This is a genomic window from Sphaerisporangium sp. NPDC049457, from assembly GCF_055586705.1.
In genome coordinates, this window is sequence record NZ_JBVJHR010000010.1 from 198,675 (window position 1) to 215,292 (window position 16,618).

The following is a 16,618-nucleotide window of genomic DNA, read 5'->3' on the forward strand; positions in this document are numbered from 1 at the left end:
CATGACCGCGTCACGCACACCCCCGGCCCGGCCGCCGTACCGGCAGGCCGCGGCGCCGGTCCAGCGCATCAGGCCCCGGCGGACGTTCGGCGACGTGGTCGCCGGCATCGCCGCGCTCGTCGCGCTGGCCGCCCTCATGGGCGGCGTCCCCTACGCCCTGCTCCGCCTGGCCGGCCCGCCGCTGCCCGCCGACCTGCTCAACGGCGACCTGCTGACCCGGCAGATCAGCACGTCCACGGCCGTCGCCATCCTGGTCCTGCTGGTGTGGCTCACCTGGTTCCAGCTGGTCATCTGCGTGGTCGTGGAGGTCTACTCCGGCATCCGCCGCATCGGCATGCCCGCGCGCGTCCCGCTGTCGGGCGGGCCGCAGGCGCTGGCGAACCGGCTGGTCTCCACCGCCCTGATGCTGTTCACCGTGTCCGCCGCCGCGATCCCGATCGCCGGCATCGGCTCCGCCCCGCCGCCCGCCCGTCCCTCGGTGGTGGCGGCGGCCCTGACCATCCCCATGCAGGAGGAGGCCGGGCACGCGGCGGGGTCCGCGCTGGAGGAGGTCCGCCAGGTCAAGAAGGTCTACGTGGTCCAGCCGCCGCACGGCCGCCACCACGAGAGCCTGTGGGAGATCGCCGACAAGTGCCTGGGGGACGGGCGCAGGTACCCGGAGATCTACCGCCTCAACCAGCACAAGCCGCAGCCCGATGGCACCCGCCTGCGGATGGCCGACCTGATCCGCCCCGGCTGGGTGCTCGACATGCCGGACGACGCCAGGAACGTCCATGTCGTCCCGGTGGACGAACCGCGGGAGACCACTCTCAAGAGGCACCCGGGCGAGCCGGCCGGGCTGGACGGTCACACCCAGTTCCTGTCGTCCGCCGGCGACGCGGACGGCAAGGCCGCCACGCACGAGCGCGCCGGGGCCGACCGGGGCACCGGCGTGACCGGGCTCGGCGGGCGCGGCACGGGGACGGCGGAGGAGGCGCGCCGGCACTCCGGAATCGGCCGGGCCGACCGGACGGCGAAGCCCACCGGTGTCGGCACCGATGGCGGCGTCGCGACCGATGGCGGTGTGCGGGCCGATGGCGGTGACCGGGCCGATGGCGGTGTTGGGACCGAAGGCGGCGTCCGGGCCGAGGGCGGTGTCGGGACCAAGGGCGGTGTCGGGACCAAGGGCGGTGGAGAGTCGGGGGCGGCCGGCGCCGAGGAGGCCGGGAAGCGCGAGGGCGCCGACGGGACCGGCAGCGACGGCGCCGGCGAGACGGCGAAGCGGGGCCGCACCGGAGTGGGCCTGCCACCGGCCGGCCTGCCCGAACGCACCTACCACCTTCCGCCGCCGACCAAGGTGCCCCCCGTCTCGGCCAAGGCGCCGAGGACGGCCGCCACGCCGGCGGCCGAGACGCCCGAGACCCGCGACCACGGCGGCGGCCTTGACCTCCTCGAGTACCTCGCCGGCGGCTCGCTGGCCGCGGCCGGGCTGCTCGCCGCGCTCGGCAGGCGCAGGCGAGAGCAGCTCTGGCACCGCGCCTTCGGCTACCGCATCCCCCGGCCGCGCGGCGACGCCGCCGGCGCGGAGGTCGCGCTGCGCCTCGGCTCCGACGCCCCCGGCAGCCGCATGCTCGACAACGGGCTCCGCCTGCTCGGCAAGCTGCTCGCCGAGCAGGGCCGCGTGCCGCCGACCATCTACGCCGTCCACCTGTCCGCCCGGGGGCTGGACCTGTGGATCCACCCGCCGGAGCCGGACGCGCCCGCGCCGTGGGAGTCGCACGACGGCGGCCGCACCTGGCGGCTGCTCGCCCACGAGGGCCGGGCCATCGACGACCACGCCCTCGCGGACGTGCCCGCGCCCTACCCGGGCCTGGTCTCGCTCGGGGTCACCGAGACCGGCCGCGTCCTGATCGACCTGGAGTCCGCGCAGGGGGTGATCGCGGTCACCGGGCACCGGGTGCGCGACGCCCTGGCCGCGCTCGCCGTCGAGCTGGCCACCAACCGCTGGTCCGACCAGATGCGCATCACGCTCGTCGGCTTCGGCGCCGACCTCGCCATGATCGCCCCGCACCGGGTCCGGGTCGCGGGCAGCCTGGCCGAGGTGCTGCCCGAACTGGAGGCCAGGGCGGAGGAGACGGCCGCCGGCGCCCAGGTGCTCACCGGCCGCATCCACGGGCGGGCCGCCGACCCCGCGTGGCCACCGCACTACCTGCTGTCGGCGATCGCGCCGGACCCCGAGGAGGCCCGCCGCCTGGCCCTGCTCGGCCGCGCCGGAGCCCGCATGGCCGCCGGGTACGTCATCGCCGGGGACATGCCGAACGCCACCTGGAACTGGGAGGTCACAGAGGACGGCAAGGCCAAGATCGCGGCGCTCGGCGTCACGGTCGCCGCCCAGCTCCTGCCCCGCCGGCACTACGACGCGGTCATCGAGCTGTTCCGCACCGCCGAGCGCCAGGAGGGCGAGCCGGTGCGCGAGGAGGAGGCGCCGCGCGAGTTCACCACCACGCCGTCGGTCAACGTGCGCATCCTCGGCCCGATCGAGATCGGGCCGGTGCCGCCGCTGGAGGAGGGCAGGGCCGAGCTGGCGTGCGAGCTGGTCGTCTACCTGGCCACCCACCCCGCCGGCGTGCACCCCGTCGTGCTCGGCGGCATCCTGTGGCCGCGCGGGGTGCAGGCCGTCGTCCGGGACGCGACGATCGCCCGGGTGGCCGACTGGCTGGGCACCGACAGCGAGGGCCGGCCGAACCTGCGCACCGACGACACCGGCCGGCTGCGGCTCGGCCCCGAGGTGCGATCCGACTGGCAGCTGTTCCGCGAGCTCGTCCGCCGTTCCCACAACGACCCCGGCGCGCGGGCCGTGCTGCTGGACAAGGCCCTGGGCCTGGTCCGGGGCCCGCTGCTCAACGGCAGGCCCCGCGGACGGTACGCCTGGCTGGCGGCCGACGAGCTGGAGTACGAGGTGACGGCGAGCGTGGCCGACGCGGCGCACCGGCTGTGCGAGGTGCGGCTGGCCCACGGCGACCCCGAGGCCGCCGTGGCCGCGGTGCGGGCCGGGCTGCTGCTCGCCGCCGACGACGAGGGGCTCTGGCGCGACCTGCTCCGGGCCGCGCACGCCACGGGCGACCCGCTCAAACTGCGCGCGGTCGTGGACGGGCTGCACCGCCGGGCCTCCTCCCATCCCTACGGGGGCGGCATGGCCCCGGAGACCGAGGCGCTGATCGACGAGCTGCTGCCGAGCTGGCGGCTGCACTCGATGCCGTCGGCCTGACGGACAGGCCCTGAGGCCGCGGCCGCGGGCCGCAGGATGCAGGACGCGGTCGTGCGGTCACCGGTCACCGGTCACCGGGTCGCGGGTCCGGACCGGATTGAGGTGAGTCGAGATGAGAGAGCAGAGGTCGCGGTGGTTGGTCGTTTGACCGGAGGCGGGCGGGGTTCGCGTGACTCATGCCGATACGCGCATAACGGTGGTCCGGCCGTCCGGCGCGTGGTTAGCGTCGGCGGCATGCGGATGCGCGCCGCCCTGGCCGCCGTCACCCTGGGCGGGAGCTACCTGCTGGGAGCCGGTTGCGCGGACGTCGGCGCCGAGCGTCCGTTCACCCCGGGCGGCGGCGCGCCGTCCGGCGCCGCCACCGGGCCGTCCTCCGCCGGCGACCGGACACCCGTTCCCGGCGCGCTGTCGACGCCGTGGGCGCAGACCGTGCAGGTCACCCCGGGCCTGACCGTGTCGATCGAGTGGCCCGCCGGGCTCGACGCCGAGCAGCAGGCCATGGTCCAGGCGTTCACCGACGGCTACGTCGGCTCGTGGAAGGCCGTCGCCAGCCAGGGCGAGGACGACACCTACCTCGCCGGCGTCGAAGACCAGGCGAGCCGCGACGCCTACACCTGGGTGCGCGGCTTCGTGGACCGTGAGGAGTCCGCCACCGGGACGGCCAAGCTGTACGCCCTCCGCGTCGCCTCGGTCACCGGGCGCGGCGCCGAGGTCGACGCCTGCGTCGACGAGTCGGGCGTGCGGGTGACCGACGCCGGCAGCGGCCGGCCCCTCGCCCGCCAACCGGCGTGGACCCGGCCGCCCGCGGCCCTGTACCTGCAGGTCGCCGCCGTGCGCAAGGGCGACGACGGAGACTGGCGGATCAGGACCTACATGCACGCGTCCTACCCCCATCAGCGTGCGAAGGAGTGCCGCCGATGAGATCACTGCTGTCGTACGTCCTGGCCGCCACCGTGGTCACGGCGCCGGTCTCCGATCCCGGCGGGCCGATGGGCGAGGGGTACCAGAACGACCGGACGAGCGGCGTCGTCCTGCGCAACTCCAAGATCGTGCTGAGCGGCAACGGGCTCGGCGCCAAGAGCGACGGCTACCGCGTCAAGCGTCCCTGCTGGTACGAGCCGGGGGACGACGCCGACTCCATGCTCGACCGGCAGCAGGACCAGGACGTCAGGCAGTTCTGGTTCCACACCCACCCGGACGGCACCGAGCAGGACTACGACAGGTTCCTCAAGCAGTACAAGGACAAGGTCGGCGAGAACGGCCGCTGGTGGGTGCCCGCGTACAACGCCGCCGACCCCGACGGGCTCTCGTGCTGGACCGGGCTCGAAGGAGCCGTCTGGGTGCCCGAGGGAGGCACCCCGCCGGGCGGCATCACCCTCGCGGAGCTCTACCAGCTCGCCCGGGCCGCGCTGACCGTCCCGGAGCCGCGCATCGTGCTCAGCCCGGACGTCAAGAGCTACGTGAACCTTCCCACCTGGGTGTGGCTGGAAGGGACGGGAGAGACCACACGCTCGGTGACGGCCGAGATCCCGGGGGTCATGTCCGCCACCGTGACCGCCACCCTGTCGCGCGTCGAGATCAAGTCGGGCGCCCCCGCCGGGCGGGCCGAGGTGAAGCAGGACTGCGGCGCGACCGGCCACCCCTATCAGAAGGGCGGAGCCTTCCGCTGCGGCGTGCGCTACCTGCGCGCCTCCGTCGACCAGCCGCGCAAGGTGTACGTCATGTCCGTGACCACCGTCTGGCCGGTCGCGGGCGGCGGCGACGTCGGCTTCGCCTTCCAGCCGGTGCAGGCCACGGCGACCCGGGACGTCCCCGTGGGCGAGGTCCAGACCACCGTCCGCGACGGCTCCGGCGACTCCTGACCGCGGCCGTGCCGCCCGGCGGGCGGCGATCTCACGGTTCGCCGATGGTCTTACCCCGCGACCGCGGTACTTGAGAGGGTGGACCGATGACGACATTGCGTGGCGTTCTGCAGACCCGCACCGCCGACGGAACCGTGCCGGGAGCGGTGGGCCTGGTGGCCCGGGGCGACCGGGTCGAGGTGGAGGCCGTCGGCTCCGCCGACGTCGAAGGCACCTCGCCGATGACCAGGGACACGATCTTCCGCATCGCCTCGATCACCAAGCCCATCGTCGCCGCGGCGGTCATGACGCTGGTCGACGACGGCCGCGTCGCGCTGGACGACCCGGTCGCGAAGTGGCTGCCCGAGCTGGCCTCACCGGCCGTCGTGCGGACGCCGGACGCTCCGGTCGACGACGTGGTCCCGGCCGTCCGGCCGATCACCGTGGAAGATCTGCTCACCTTCCGCGCCGGCTACGGCTTCCCGTCCGACTTCTCGCTGCCGGCGGTCGCGCCGTTGTTCGCGCTGCTCAAGCAGGGGCCGCCGCAGCCGCAGCTCGTCGCGGCGCCGGACGAGTGGATGGCGACGCTGGGCGGCATCCCGCTGCTGCACCAGCCGGGGGACGTCTGGCTGTACAACACCTGCTCCGACATCCAGGGCGTGCTGGTCGCCAGGGTTTCCGGGCGGCCGTTGCCCGAGTTCCTCGCCGAGCGGCTGTTCGAGCCGCTCGGCATGGCCGACACCGGGTTCGAGGTGCCGCCCGGCAAGCTCGACCGGCTCGCCGCCTACTACCGGCCCGGCCCGGCGGGCGGCCTGGAGCGGCTCGACCCCCTCGGCGAGCAGTGGAGCAGCCCGCCCGCGTTCCCGTCCGGCGCGGGAGGGCTGGTCTCGACCGCCGACGACTGGCTCGCCTTCGCCCGGATGCTGCTCGCCGAGGGCTCGGTCGGCGGACGCGAGCTGCTGTCCCGCGAGTCGGTGCGGCGGATGACCACCGACCAGCTGACCCCGGCGCAGCGGGACGCGAGCAGGCTGTTCTTGGAGGGGCAGGGCTGGGGGTTCGGCGGCTCGGTCGACGTCGCGGCCGTCGACCCCTGGAACGTCCCCGGCCGCTACGGCTGGGTCGGCGGCACCGGCACGGCGGCGCACATCATTCCGTCCACCGGCACGGTCGCCATCCTGCTCACCCAGGTGGCGATGACCGGGCCGACCCCGCCGCCCGTGATGCGCGACTTCTGGCGCCACACGGCCGGCGCCTGAGTCTCCGTAGCGACGTCCAGCGCCGCGTAGTCATCTCTCACCGGAAAACCGATCGTCCCGGCGGGCCGCGGTCTCGTACCGTCATCGGCATGAGACTGCTGTCGGTCAATGTCGGCGAGCCGCGGCCCAACCCGTGGAAGGGGATCGGCGCGACGGGCATCGACAAGAGGCCGGTCGAGGGCCCGGTCGCCGTGCTCGATCCCGGGCCCAGGGGCACCGGCGCCGTCGGCCTCGCCGGGGACCGCGTCTACGACGTCGACCATCACGGCGGGTTCGACCAGGCCGTGTACGCCTACGCCCGCGAGGATCTCGACCGCTGGGAGGACGAGCTGGCCAGGAAGCTGACCAACGGCGTCTTCGGCGAGAACCTCACCACCGCGGGCCTCGACGTGAACGGCGCACTGATCGGCGAGCGCTGGCGCGTCGGGCCTCGCGTGGTGCTGGAGGTCTCCGTCCCGCGCATCCCCTGCGGGACGTTCCAGGGGTGGCTGGCGCGCGAAGGGTGGATCAAGCGCTTCACCGAGGCGGCGGTCCCCGGGACGTACCTGCGGGTGGTCGAGCCGGGGGAGATCCGCGCCGCCGACCCGATCGAGGTCGTGTACCGGCCGGGCCATGACGTCACCGTCGCCCTCACCTTCCGCGCGCTGACCCGCGAACCCGGGTTGCTGCCCCGGCTGGCCGCCGCCCACGCCCTCCCTCAGGAGGTTCGCGACCAAGCCCTTCGCCGCGCGACCCCATAGCCCGGCTCGGCCACTCCACGGCGTCCCCGCCTTGGCGGGTGCCCGCCATGCCCGCGGGCGGCCGGGACGACGAGGGACGGGGGGCTCAGATGGCCTGTTCGTGGGTGAGGAGCCAGCGCTTGACGGGGCTGCCGTAGTAGTAGCCGCCGAAGCCGCCGGCGGCGGGCAGCACCCGATGGCAGGGGACGAAGGGCGCGATGAGGTTCTGCGCGCAGGCCGATCCGGCGGCCCGCGCCGCCGTCCTCGGCAGCCCGGCGCGCTCGGCCAGTTCGGCGTACCTCACCGTCGTGCCCGCGGGCACCGCGCGCAGCGCGGCCAGCAGGCGCTGCCGGGTCGGGGAGCCGGGCTGGTCCACCTCCACGCCGTCCAGGGCGAACAGGTCGCCGTCCAGGTAGTCGCGCGCGGCCTGGGCGGGCTTGCCCAGGTCCCGCACCGTCCGGAGCGGGAGCTCCTTGAGCGTGGCGGGCAGGCGCGCGCGCATCTCACCGGGGTCGGCGGTGAACCCGGCCGCCACCAGCACGCCGTCGTGCGCCAGCAGCGACAGCGCCCCGGTCGGCGTCGGCATCACCTGAGCGTCGATGGTCGAGGTCATGACATCTCCTTGTGTGTAGCTGCGTGTGTCACGGGCGTCCGTGCGGGGAGTCACTCCGAAGTCCACAGATGCATGGCGGCGTACGCCCGCCAGGGCCGCCATCGCTCAGCGTCCTCGTCGGGGATGCCGAGCGCGCGCATGGCGCGCCGAAGGCCGAGATCGCCCGCGGGCCAGGCGTCGGGGTCGCGCAGTGCCCGCATGACGATGTAGCCCGTGGTCCACGGGCCGATGCCGGGGATCGCCAGCAGCCGGCCCGCGGCCTCGGCCGGGTCGGCGCCGGCGTCCAGGTCCAGCTCGCCGGACGCCGCCCGCTCGGCGAGCGCCTTGAGCGTCGCGATCCTGCGGCCGGTGAGCCCGAGCCCGGACAGGTCGGCCTCCGCCAGCCGCTCCGCGTCCGGGAACAGCAGGTAAGGCTCATCGGCGCCGTCCGAGGCGACGCCATCGACGGACCCGGAGGAACGGGCGGGATCGGCGGGCCGCGACGGCTCGGCGGGTCTCGCGGGGACGCCCGCGCGGGCGGCGATGCGGCCGAGCAGGGTGCGGGCCCCGGCCACGGAGATCTGCTGGCCCACCACCGCGCGCACCGCCAGCTCGAAGCCGTCGAACGCGCCAGGCACCCGCAGCCCCGGCCTCGCGGAGACCAGCGGCCGCAGCGTGGTCGCGCCCAGCGCGTCGGTGATCGCAGCCGGGTCGGCGTCCAGGTCCAGCAGCCGGCGGCAGCGCGAGACGATCTTCGCCAGGTGGCGCGTGTCGTCGAGGGTCACCGACAGGCTGACGTGCCCGTCGGCCGGGGTGAGCCTGATCACCCCGCCGGGCACCGCGCGGCGGTAACCGTCCTGGCTCGCCGCCTCGACTCCCGGGATGGCCCGCGCGGCCAGGAAGCCGAGCAGCGTCTCGGCGTCGTAGGGAGCGCGGTGGCTCAGCCGCAGTGTGAGGGCGGCCGGTGTGCCGGCGGCGCCGGGCCGTGGTCCCGCGGCCGGTGTGCCGGGGGCGCCGGGCCGTGATCCCGCGGTCGCGCGGCGGGCGGCGACGGGCCCCGAGGGGGTGCGCAGCTCGCCGGGCGCGAAGCCGTACGCCTCCTTCATGGTGGCGTTGAACTGGCGCACGCTCCCGAACCCCGCGGCGAAGGCGACGTCGGTGATCGGCAGTGACGTCTCGGTCAGCAACTGCTTGGCCAGCAGCAGGCGCCGGGTCCGCGCCACCGCCAGCGGACCGGCGCCCAGCTGGGCGGTGAACAGGCGCAGCAGGTGGCGTTCTGTCACGTGCAGCCGCCGGGCCAGCCCGGCCACGCCGTGCTCGTCGGCCACGCCGTCGTCGATCAGCCGGAGGGCCCGCGCCACGAGGTCGGCGGGGACGTCCCAGCCGGGGTCGCCGGGGCTGAGCTCGGGACGGCATCGCCGGCACGGCCGGAACCCGGCCGCCTCGGCCGCCGCGGCGTGCCGGTAGAAGCGGACGTTGCGCCGGGCGGGGGTGCGAGCCGGGCAGACGGGCCGGCAGTAGATGCCGGTGGAGGTGACGGCCGTGTAGAACCGCCCGTCGAACCTGGTGTCCCTGGCGCTCGCCGCCCGGTAACAGGAGTCGAAGTCGAGGGTCTGGTGTGGGGTCACAGATCGAGGCTATGCCCTGCTCGTGACGAGGGACCGGCGGAAATCGGACCCGGCTGTGGTGCGGGACCGGCGGTATTCGGACCCGGTTGTGGCGCGGGTCGCACGCGTGCGCCGGGGGCGGTCGCCGGGCGGTGGCACTGCGTACGGGGCCCGCTCCGGCGGCCGCGCAGGCGGCTGACGCGCATGGCCAGGACGGCCTTCCGGCCAGGACGCGGGGCGCCGGCGGGAGCGGGCGCGTGCGGGCTGGACGGGCTGGACGGGCGCTGGGCCACGACGAGGGCGGCCAGCGCGACGACCGCGCCGAGCAGCTGGGCGGCGGTGAGCTCCTGGCCGAGCGCGAGCCAGCCGAGCGCGGTGGCGACCACGGGGCTGAGCAGCCCGAGGAAGGTGACCTTGGTCGCCGGCAGCGACCTCAGCCCCCTGAACCACAGGGTGTAGGCGAGGGCGGAGCCGATGAGGGTGAGGTAGGCGTAGCCGGCGATGTTCTGGCCGGTCAGGGTGGCCGGCGGCGGCCCCTCGACGAGGAGGGTGACGGGGAGCAGCACCAGGCCGCCCGCGACGAGCTGCCAGCCGGTGGTGGCCAGCAGCGGCGCGGGCGACCGCCACCGCTTGCTGAGCACGACGCCGGTCGCCATCACGGCGGCCCCGCCGAGCGCGGCGGCGATGCCCAGCGCGTCCAGCCTGGCGTCGGCCCGCAGGACGAGCAGGGAGACCCCGGCCACGCCCGCGACGGCGGCCAGCAGGACGCGCGGGGTCAGGCGTTCACCCAGCAGCCCGGTGGCCAGCAGTGCGACGAACAGGGGCTGGATGGCGCCGACGGTGGCGGCGACCCCGCCCGGCAGCCGGTACGCGGCGATGAACAGCAGCGCGAAGAACACCCCGATGTTCAGCGCTCCCAGCACCAGGGCGCGCCACCACCAGATCCCCTGCGGCAGGCGGCGGGTGACGCCGACGAGCAGCAGCCCGGCGGGCAGGGCGCGGATCAGCGCGGCCAGGAGCGGGCGGCCGGGTGGCAGCAGTTCTGTGGTGACGAGGTAGGTGGTCCCCCAGATGGCCGGAGTCAGCGCGGTCAGCGACAGGATTCCCAGGCGATTGCTTAGCACTAAGACAAAGTACCTCACCGCTAAGCTATTTCGCCAGTCATTTACCTCACCGCTAAGACATCGGTAGGGTGGACGCGTGGCGGACCATGTCGACCTCGTGCTGAAGCAGTGGGCCGCGCAGCGTCCCGACCTGGACGTCTCGCCGATGGCGGTGATCGGAAGGCTGTCGCGGCTGTACCGGCTGATCAACGCCGAGCTGGGCCGTACGTTCGCCGTGCACGGGCTCGACGCGGCGTCCTTCGACGTGCTGGCCACGCTGCGCCGCAACGACCCGCCGCATCGGCTGACGCCCGCCGGGCTGATGCGCTCCTCCATGGTCACGTCCGGGGCGATCACCCAGCGGCTCGACCGGCTGGAGTCGCGCGGCCTGGTGACCCGCACTCCGAGTGAGTCCGACGGGCGCGGCGTCCACGTGACGCTCACCGACGAGGGCCGCGCCCTGATCGACCGGGTGCTGCCCGACCACATCGAGACCGAGAACCGGGTGTTGTCGGCGCTGACCCGAGATCGCCGCGACGAGCTCGCGGACGCGCTGCGCGACCTGCTGGAGTCGCTCGGCGACACCACGACGGCCCAGTCCTGAACGGCGCCGTCCGCCGTCCGCCGTCCGCCGTCCGCCGGGCGACCGGCGGGGAGGCGGCGCAGGCGCGGCTCGTCCGGCGCCGCCGTGGGTGTACCCGGTGCCGAGGATGTTGTTCGCGTGAAGGTGTCCTCGGCACCGGGTGGTCACTTGGTGGAGATGCCCACTCCGAGGTCGAACTCCCGGTAGACGCGGGCCCAGAAGCCGTCGCGGAGCCACACCCGCGCCTCGGGGTAGGGGCGCAGTGAGTGGCCAAGTTCCTTCTCGGCCTCGATGAGCAGCTCGGTGTCGATGACCGTGGGCAGGAGCGGCCCTGGCAGCAGGTCGCGGATGTTGTCGCGGCCCCGGGTGAGGATCCACTTCTGCGCGACGTGCTCGCCGACCTCCTCGACCCTCGGGCGGCTCGGCCCGAGCTTGGTGACCTGGCCGGGTTGCTTGACGGGCTTGGTCATCGCGGTGCGCCCGGCGAACACCTGGGCGGGCGAGGGCGGCGACGGCGCGGCGGCGGGCACGACCTGGGCGGCGCGGTTGAAGTACGGCCGCAGGAACTCGGCGGTCAGTTCCTCCACCGTGTCGGACTCCCAGACCAGGCGCTCGGCCTGGTTGGTGCCGTACGGCGGCTCCACTCCCCACAGGTGGATGCGCACACCGAACGTCTGGGCGGCCTCCACGGCGGGCACCATGTCCTCGTCGCCGGCGATCAGCACGGTGTCGCTGACGGCATGGTGGCGGGCGAGAGCCTCAAGGTCGCTGCGGATCTGCGCGTCCACGCCCTTCTGCTGGCCGCGGGCGTTGAGGTTGCCCAGGCGCACCTTGACCCAGGGCAGCTGGGCGATCACCCGCTGGTCGACCGTCGGCACCCGGTCGCGGGCGGCGTCGTACCAGTAGACCCGCAGCAGCTCGCCGGGGATGCGCTCCATGGCGTGCTTCTTGAGGGCCTGGATGAGCTCGTCGGCCGCTACGCGGTATTCCTTGCGCTCCTTGGCCCCCAGGATGACCTCGCCCGCCGCAGCGTAGAGATAGCCGACGTCCACGAGGACGGCGTATTTCGCCGCCACGGGATGCGGTGTGAGGTCCGGGATTGCCATGCTCTCCTCCAGGCCTCGGTCCTAGGCGATGATCGGCTGACTATATTCCCCCATTTCTAGATAGTCCCAACTCTCAGCGCGCTTGACACCCACTTCCAAAGATCTAATGAGGCCGTGAGCTTGCCCGCCACGCTCCTGGCCCCGTGAGGAACGCCCTTCTCATCTGATGCGCTGGGTTACGCCATGATTCGCGGCTTCGGACGGGCTGGGAGGGTTTTGCGGCTCTTGTGGCGACAGCGATGACGAGCGCGGCCACCTCCTCCGGAGTGGCGTCTCCGCGAATGATCCTCAGATAGGGCTGATCCATGGACGCCTCCTACAGGGGGATGTTGCCGTGCTTCTTCGGCGGCAGGGTCTGGCGCTTGTTGCGCAGCGCGCGCAGCGCCCTGACGATGCGGACCCGGGTGTCGGCCGGCCTGATCACCGCGTCGACGTACCCGCGCTCGGCCGCCAGGTAAGGATTGGCCAGGGTGTCCTCGTACTGCGTGATCAGACGCGCGCGCTCGGCCTCCGGGTCGTCGGCCCCGGCCAGCTCGCGCCGGTAGAGGATGTTCACCGCGCCCTGCGCCCCCATGACCGCGATCTGCGCCGTCGGCCACGCGAGGTTGATGTCGGCGCCGAGGTGCTTGGACCCCATGACGTCGTACGCGCCGCCGTACGCCTTGCGCGTGATCACCGTCACCAGCGGCACGGTGGCCTCGGCGTAGGCGTAGAGCAGCTTGGCGCCGCGCCGGATGATGCCGTTCCATTCCTGGTCGGTACCCGGCAGGAACCCAGGTACGTCGACAAAAGTCAGGACGGGGATATTAAAGGCATCGCAGGTGCGGACGAATCGCGCCGCCTTTTCCGAGGCGGCGATGTCCAGCGTGCCCGCGTAGCTCATCGGCTGGTTGGCCACCACCCCGACCGACTGCCCTTCGACCCGTCCGAACCCGACAAGGATGTTCGGCGCGAAACCGGCGTGAATCTCCAGAAACTCGCCGTCGTCCAGCACGTGCTCGATCACCTGGTGCATGTCGTACGGCTGGTTCGCCGAGTCGGGGATCAGCGCGTCGAGCTCGCGGTCGGCGTCGGTGACGGTGAGGTCGGCGGGGGAGTCGAACACCGGCGCGTCGTCCATGTTGTTGGACGGCAGGTACGACAGCAGCGTCCGGGCGAACTCCAGGCAGTCGTTCTCGTCGGCCGCCTCGTAGTGGGCGACCCCCGACCTGGAGTTGTGGGTGTGCGCGCCGCCGAGTTCCTCGAAGGTGACCTCCTCGCCGGTCACCGTCTTGATGACGTCGGGCCCGGTGATGAACATGTGCGACTTCTCGCGCACCATGAGCACGAAGTCGGTCAGCGCGGGGGAGTACACCGCGCCGCCGGCGCACGGCCCCATGATGAGCGAGATCTGAGGGATCACCCCGGAGGCGTGCACGTTGCGCTTGAAGATCTCGGCGTACAGGCCGAGCGCGACCACGCCCTCCTGGATGCGGGCGCCGCCGGAGTCGTTGATGCCGACGACCGGGCAGCCGGTCTTCAGCGCGTGGTCCATCACCTTGACGATCTTCTCGCCGAAGACCTCGCCGAGCGAGCCGCCGAACACCGTGAAGTCCTGGGCGAAGACCGCCACGGGACGGCCCGCCACGGTGCCGTACCCGGTCACCACCCCGTCGCCGTACGGACGCTCGGCCTCCATGCCGAAAGCGGACGCCCGGTGGCGGGCGAGCTCGTCGAATTCCACGAAGGAGCCCTCGTCGAGGAAGGCGACCAGGCGCTCGCGCGCGGTCATCTTGCCCTTGGCGTGCTGCTTCTCCACCGCGCGGGCCGACCCAGCGTGGGCGGCCTCGTCGAGGCGTCGCTCCAGGTCGGCGATCTTTCCCGCGGTGGTGTGCAGGTCCACTCCATCGAGGTGTGGAATCGGGTCAGCGCTCATGCCCGTAGGTTAGTCCTCCCCGTCGCGGCACCGGTCAGGCGGCACCGGTCGAACGACACCGCTCAAGCGGGGTTTCGCGCGGTTAGAGTGACGGCATGACCCACTTCCCCGCCGGGGACGGCGCCCCCGCGTCCGCTGACCCCGCCGGACGCGTCGAGGCGGTCCGCACACGAGGGCTGTACAAGCGGTTCGGGCACCAGGTGGCCGTGGCCGGGGTCGATCTCGTGGTACCGCGCGGCAGCTTCGCCGGCCTGGTCGGCCCGAACGGCGCGGGCAAGACCACGACGCTCAGCATGATCACCGGGCTGCTCGTGCCCGACGCGGGCTCCGCCGAGGTCGGCGGGGTGGACGTGTGGCGCGACCCGGTCGCGATCAAGGCTCACATCGGCGTGCTCCCCGAAGGGCTGCGGCTGTTCGAACGGCTCTCGGGACGCGAGCTGCTCATGTACAACGGCCAGCTCAGGGGCATCCCGAAGGACGAGGTCGCCCGGCGCGCCGAAGAACTGCTCAACGTCATGGACCTGGCGGGCTCGGCCGACAAGCTCGTCGTCGACTACTCCACGGGCATGCGCAAGAAGATCGGCCTGGCGGCCGCGCTGCTGCACAACCCGGCGGTGCTCTTCCTGGACGAGCCGTTCGAAGGGGTCGACCCGATCAGCGCGAACACGCTGGTGGAGGTCCTGCGGCGCTACACCTCCTCGGGGTCCACGGTCGTGTTCTCCAGCCACGTGATGGAACTGGTCGAGCGGCTGTGCGACTGGGTGTCGGTGATGAACCTCGGCCGCATCGTCGCCCAGGGCCCGCTGGACGAGGTCCGCGGCGGCCAGACTCTGAACGAGGCCCTGCTCCACCTGGTCGGCGCCAGGGGCAACGGCGAGGAAGGCCTGTCGTGGCTCGGCTCCGAGGAGGGGTCCACATGGCGTGGCTCTTCGTCCGGCTGAAGCTGCGGCTGGTCGCCGGCAACCTGCGCGGCGACACCATGCGGCAGATCGGGTTCGTGGCCACGCTCATCGGCGCGGCGGTGGCGGCGTGCGCCGGCCTGGCGCTGACCAGCCTGCTGAGGTTCGCGCCGCCCGACGTCGCCGTGGACGCGGGCATGGTGGTGTTCACCCTGCTCGCGCTGATCTGGGTGACCGGCCCGCTGCTCGCCTTCGGGGTGGACGAGACGCTCGACCCGGCGCGGCTGGCGCTGTTCCCGCTGACCGCCCGGCAGATGGCCGCCGGCATGTTCGCCGCCTCGGCCACCGGCCCGTGGCCGCTGGCCACCCTGTGCACGCTCCTCGGCGCCGTCGTCGGCCTCGCGCGGGGCGTCTCCGGGGTGCTCATCGGCCTATTGGCGGTCGTCGTCCAGCTCGCGTTCTGCCTGGTCGCCTCCCGGGCCGTCACGACGGGGCTGTCGCGCGTCCTGCGCACCCGGCGGGGCCGTGACCTGCTCGCCGTCGGCGTCGTCTTCGTCATCCTGCTGACCCAGCTGCCGAACCTCCTGCTCAACAGCGGCATCGGCGGCGCGCCGCGCGAGCTGCTGGCCGGCGCGGCCGGCGTGGTGCGCTGGGGGCCGCCCGCGATGGCCGCCCACGCCATCGCCGACGGCGGGCTCGTCGGGCTGGCCGAGATCGCGGCCGTCGGCGTGGTGGTGCTCGTGCTCGGCGACGTGTGGATCGCGGTGCTGCGCAGGACGATGGTCACGTCGGACTCCTCCACCGAGGCCGGGTCGGTGCGCCGCAGCCGCTTCGACGGCCTGCTCCCGGCGGGCCCGCTCGGCGCCGTCGTCGCCAAGGAGCTGAAGTACCTGCGCCGCGAGCCGCGAGGGCGCATGGGATGGATGGCCGCCGTCGGGGTGGCCGGCGTGCTGACGTTCACGCTGAGCGGCGGCCCGACCGGCGCGGCGAATCCGTCACTGAGCGTCCTCCCCGCGTGCATCGGAGCGCTCATGATCGGGCTGCAGAGCGCCAACGCCTTCGGCATCGACGGCCGCGCCCTGTGGATGAACGCGATCGTGTACTCCTCACAGCGCGACCTGCGCACCGACTTCGCGGGACGGCACCTGGCCGTCTCGCTGGCCGCGGCCCCGCTGCTCGTCCTGCTGTCGATCGCCGGTGCGGTGGTCGCCGGGCGGCCGGTCTCGGCGGTCCCGGCGCTGCTCGCCTCGCTCGGCCTGCTGCAGATCGCGCTCGGCGTGGGCGCCGTGACCAGCGTGGTCCTGCCCTACGCCTACCCCGAGCGGATCAACGCCTTCAGCAACGCCGCTCCCGGACAGGGCGGCATCGCCTTCGCCGGGTCGTTCGGCGCCATGCTCGGCACGAGCGTGCTGGCGGCGCCCGTGGTGGTGCCGGTGCTGCTCGGGCTGACCTGGGTGTCGGTGCTGGCCGTGCCGTACGGGCTGGCGATCGCCCTGGGCGGCCGGCGGCTGGCCGCGACCATCGGGTACGCCCGCTTCCCCGACCTCCTCGCCGCCGTCTCCCGGGCCTCCTGACCTCCGGGCGGCCGTCTCCCGGGCTCCCGAGCGGCCGTCTCCTGCTTCCTGATCTCAGCGCCGCCGTCGCGGTTCCCCCCGGGGGGGTTTCGGCGGCCGAACGGCGGCTGACCAGTGGTCTAGTCCAATGGATGAGACTGGTATCCAGCGCGTCCGGGTCACTGGATACCCTTCGT

14 protein-coding genes are annotated in these 16,618 nt (G+C 73.6%); 8 read left to right on the forward strand and 6 right to left on the reverse strand.

Annotated elements, in window-relative coordinates; all coding sequences use genetic code 11:
* Nucleotide 1: 1 nt before the first annotated feature.
* The 5 genes from ACZ6QO_RS17825 (at nt 2) to ACZ6QO_RS17845 (ending at nt 7,084) form a co-directional block, all read left to right on the forward strand.
* Nucleotides 2–3,247 carry a BTAD domain-containing putative transcriptional regulator gene (locus ACZ6QO_RS17825; protein ID WP_465851868.1) on the forward strand — a complete coding sequence of 1,082 codons (3,246 nt, stop codon included), beginning with the start codon at nt 2–4 and terminating at the stop codon, nt 3,245–3,247.
* A gap of 234 nt (nt 3,248–3,481) precedes the next feature.
* Nucleotides 3,482–4,168, forward strand: coding sequence for a hypothetical protein (locus tag ACZ6QO_RS17830; RefSeq protein ID WP_465851870.1), 687 nt, complete (start codon nt 3,482–3,484; stop codon nt 4,166–4,168).
* Nucleotides 4,165–5,109 (forward strand): hypothetical protein, encoded by a 945-nt coding sequence (locus tag ACZ6QO_RS17835; protein WP_465851871.1) that lies wholly within the window; start codon nt 4,165–4,167, stop codon nt 5,107–5,109. Before ACZ6QO_RS17830 ends, ACZ6QO_RS17835 begins: the two co-directional genes overlap by 4 nt.
* An 86-nt stretch (nt 5,110–5,195) precedes the next feature.
* Nucleotides 5,196–6,344 (forward strand): serine hydrolase domain-containing protein, encoded by a 1,149-nt coding sequence (locus ACZ6QO_RS17840; RefSeq protein ID WP_465851872.1) that lies wholly within the window; start codon nt 5,196–5,198, stop codon nt 6,342–6,344.
* A gap of 89 nt (nt 6,345–6,433) precedes the next feature.
* Complete coding sequence (locus ACZ6QO_RS17845; RefSeq protein WP_465851873.1) at nt 6,434–7,084, forward strand: MOSC domain-containing protein; 651 nt, start codon at nt 6,434–6,436, stop codon at nt 7,082–7,084.
* Between the two features lie 85 nt (nt 7,085–7,169).
* On the opposite strand, the gene ACZ6QO_RS17850 is transcribed toward ACZ6QO_RS17845, so the two are convergent.
* The 3 genes from ACZ6QO_RS17850 to ACZ6QO_RS17860 are packed head-to-tail and all read right to left on the reverse strand — an operon-like array spanning nt 7,170 to nt 10,386.
* Entirely contained in the window at nt 7,170–7,676 is a 507-nt protein-coding gene (locus ACZ6QO_RS17850) for a methylated-DNA--[protein]-cysteine S-methyltransferase (RefSeq protein WP_465851875.1), read from the reverse strand.
* A gap of 50 nt (nt 7,677–7,726) precedes the next feature.
* Nucleotides 7,727–9,283 carry a DNA-3-methyladenine glycosylase 2 family protein gene (locus tag ACZ6QO_RS17855; protein WP_465851876.1) on the reverse strand — a complete coding sequence of 519 codons (1,557 nt, stop codon included), beginning with the start codon at nt 9,281–9,283 and terminating at the stop codon, nt 7,727–7,729.
* Nucleotides 9,280–10,386, reverse strand: coding sequence for an EamA family transporter (locus tag ACZ6QO_RS17860; protein WP_465851877.1), 1,107 nt, complete (start codon nt 10,384–10,386; stop codon nt 9,280–9,282). The genes ACZ6QO_RS17855 and ACZ6QO_RS17860 overlap by 4 nt, the downstream gene beginning before the upstream one ends.
* Before the next feature lie 76 nt (nt 10,387–10,462).
* Here ACZ6QO_RS17860 and ACZ6QO_RS17865 point away from each other — a divergent pair, with 76 nt between their 5' ends.
* On the forward strand, nt 10,463–10,969 hold the full coding sequence (locus tag ACZ6QO_RS17865; protein WP_465851879.1) for a MarR family winged helix-turn-helix transcriptional regulator: 507 nt from the start codon (nt 10,463–10,465) through the stop codon (nt 10,967–10,969).
* 143 nt (nt 10,970–11,112) lie between these two features.
* Here the strand turns inward: ACZ6QO_RS17865 and ACZ6QO_RS17870 are convergent, their stop codons facing one another.
* From ACZ6QO_RS17870 to ACZ6QO_RS17880, 3 genes are all read right to left on the reverse strand, one after another.
* A complete protein-coding gene (locus ACZ6QO_RS17870; RefSeq protein WP_465851881.1) occupies nt 11,113–12,054 on the reverse strand; it encodes an NYN domain-containing protein in 942 nt (313 codons plus the stop codon).
* A 103-nt stretch (nt 12,055–12,157) separates the two neighbouring features.
* A complete protein-coding gene (locus ACZ6QO_RS17875) occupies nt 12,158–12,361 on the reverse strand; it encodes an acyl-CoA carboxylase subunit epsilon (RefSeq protein WP_465851882.1) in 204 nt (67 codons plus the stop codon).
* Between the two features lie 9 nt (nt 12,362–12,370).
* Nucleotides 12,371–13,969, reverse strand: coding sequence for an acyl-CoA carboxylase subunit beta (locus ACZ6QO_RS17880; protein ID WP_465851884.1), 1,599 nt, complete (start codon nt 13,967–13,969; stop codon nt 12,371–12,373).
* A gap of 95 nt (nt 13,970–14,064) precedes the next feature.
* On the opposite strand from ACZ6QO_RS17880, the gene ACZ6QO_RS17885 reads away from it, so the two are divergent.
* Nucleotides 14,065–14,910 carry an ABC transporter ATP-binding protein gene (locus tag ACZ6QO_RS17885; protein WP_465851886.1) on the forward strand — a complete coding sequence of 282 codons (846 nt, stop codon included), beginning with the start codon at nt 14,065–14,067 and terminating at the stop codon, nt 14,908–14,910.
* Nucleotides 14,886–16,442 (forward strand): hypothetical protein, encoded by a 1,557-nt coding sequence (locus ACZ6QO_RS17890; protein ID WP_465851887.1) that lies wholly within the window; start codon nt 14,886–14,888, stop codon nt 16,440–16,442. The genes ACZ6QO_RS17885 and ACZ6QO_RS17890 overlap by 25 nt, the downstream gene beginning before the upstream one ends.
* Nucleotides 16,443–16,618: the final 176 nt, after the last annotated feature.

What these genes read in the sequence shown, in the direction of transcription:
- ACZ6QO_RS17890 (WP_465851887.1), top strand. Translation starts at nt 14,886, where the DNA reads ATGGCGTGGCTCTTCGTCCGGCTGAAGCTGCGGCTGGTCGCCGGCAAC.
- ACZ6QO_RS17840 (WP_465851872.1), top strand. Translation starts at nt 5,196, where the DNA reads ATGACGACATTGCGTGGCGTTCTGCAGACCCGCACCGCCGACGGAACC.
- ACZ6QO_RS17830 (WP_465851870.1), top strand. Translation starts at nt 3,482, where the DNA reads ATGCGGATGCGCGCCGCCCTGGCCGCCGTCACCCTGGGCGGGAGCTAC.
- ACZ6QO_RS17835 (WP_465851871.1), top strand. Translation starts at nt 4,165, where the DNA reads ATGAGATCACTGCTGTCGTACGTCCTGGCCGCCACCGTGGTCACGGCG.
- ACZ6QO_RS17885 (WP_465851886.1), top strand. Translation starts at nt 14,065, where the DNA reads ATGACCCACTTCCCCGCCGGGGACGGCGCCCCCGCGTCCGCTGACCCC.
- ACZ6QO_RS17850 (WP_465851875.1), bottom strand. Translation starts at nt 7,676, where the DNA reads ATGACCTCGACCATCGACGCTCAGGTGATGCCGACGCCGACCGGGGCG.
- ACZ6QO_RS17880 (WP_465851884.1), bottom strand. Translation starts at nt 13,969, where the DNA reads ATGAGCGCTGACCCGATTCCACACCTCGATGGAGTGGACCTGCACACC.
- ACZ6QO_RS17845 (WP_465851873.1), top strand. Translation starts at nt 6,434, where the DNA reads ATGAGACTGCTGTCGGTCAATGTCGGCGAGCCGCGGCCCAACCCGTGG.
- ACZ6QO_RS17825 (WP_465851868.1), top strand. Translation starts at nt 2, where the DNA reads ATGACCGCGTCACGCACACCCCCGGCCCGGCCGCCGTACCGGCAGGCC.
- ACZ6QO_RS17875 (WP_465851882.1), bottom strand. Translation starts at nt 12,361, where the DNA reads ATGGATCAGCCCTATCTGAGGATCATTCGCGGAGACGCCACTCCGGAG.
- ACZ6QO_RS17870 (WP_465851881.1), bottom strand. Translation starts at nt 12,054, where the DNA reads ATGGCAATCCCGGACCTCACACCGCATCCCGTGGCGGCGAAATACGCC.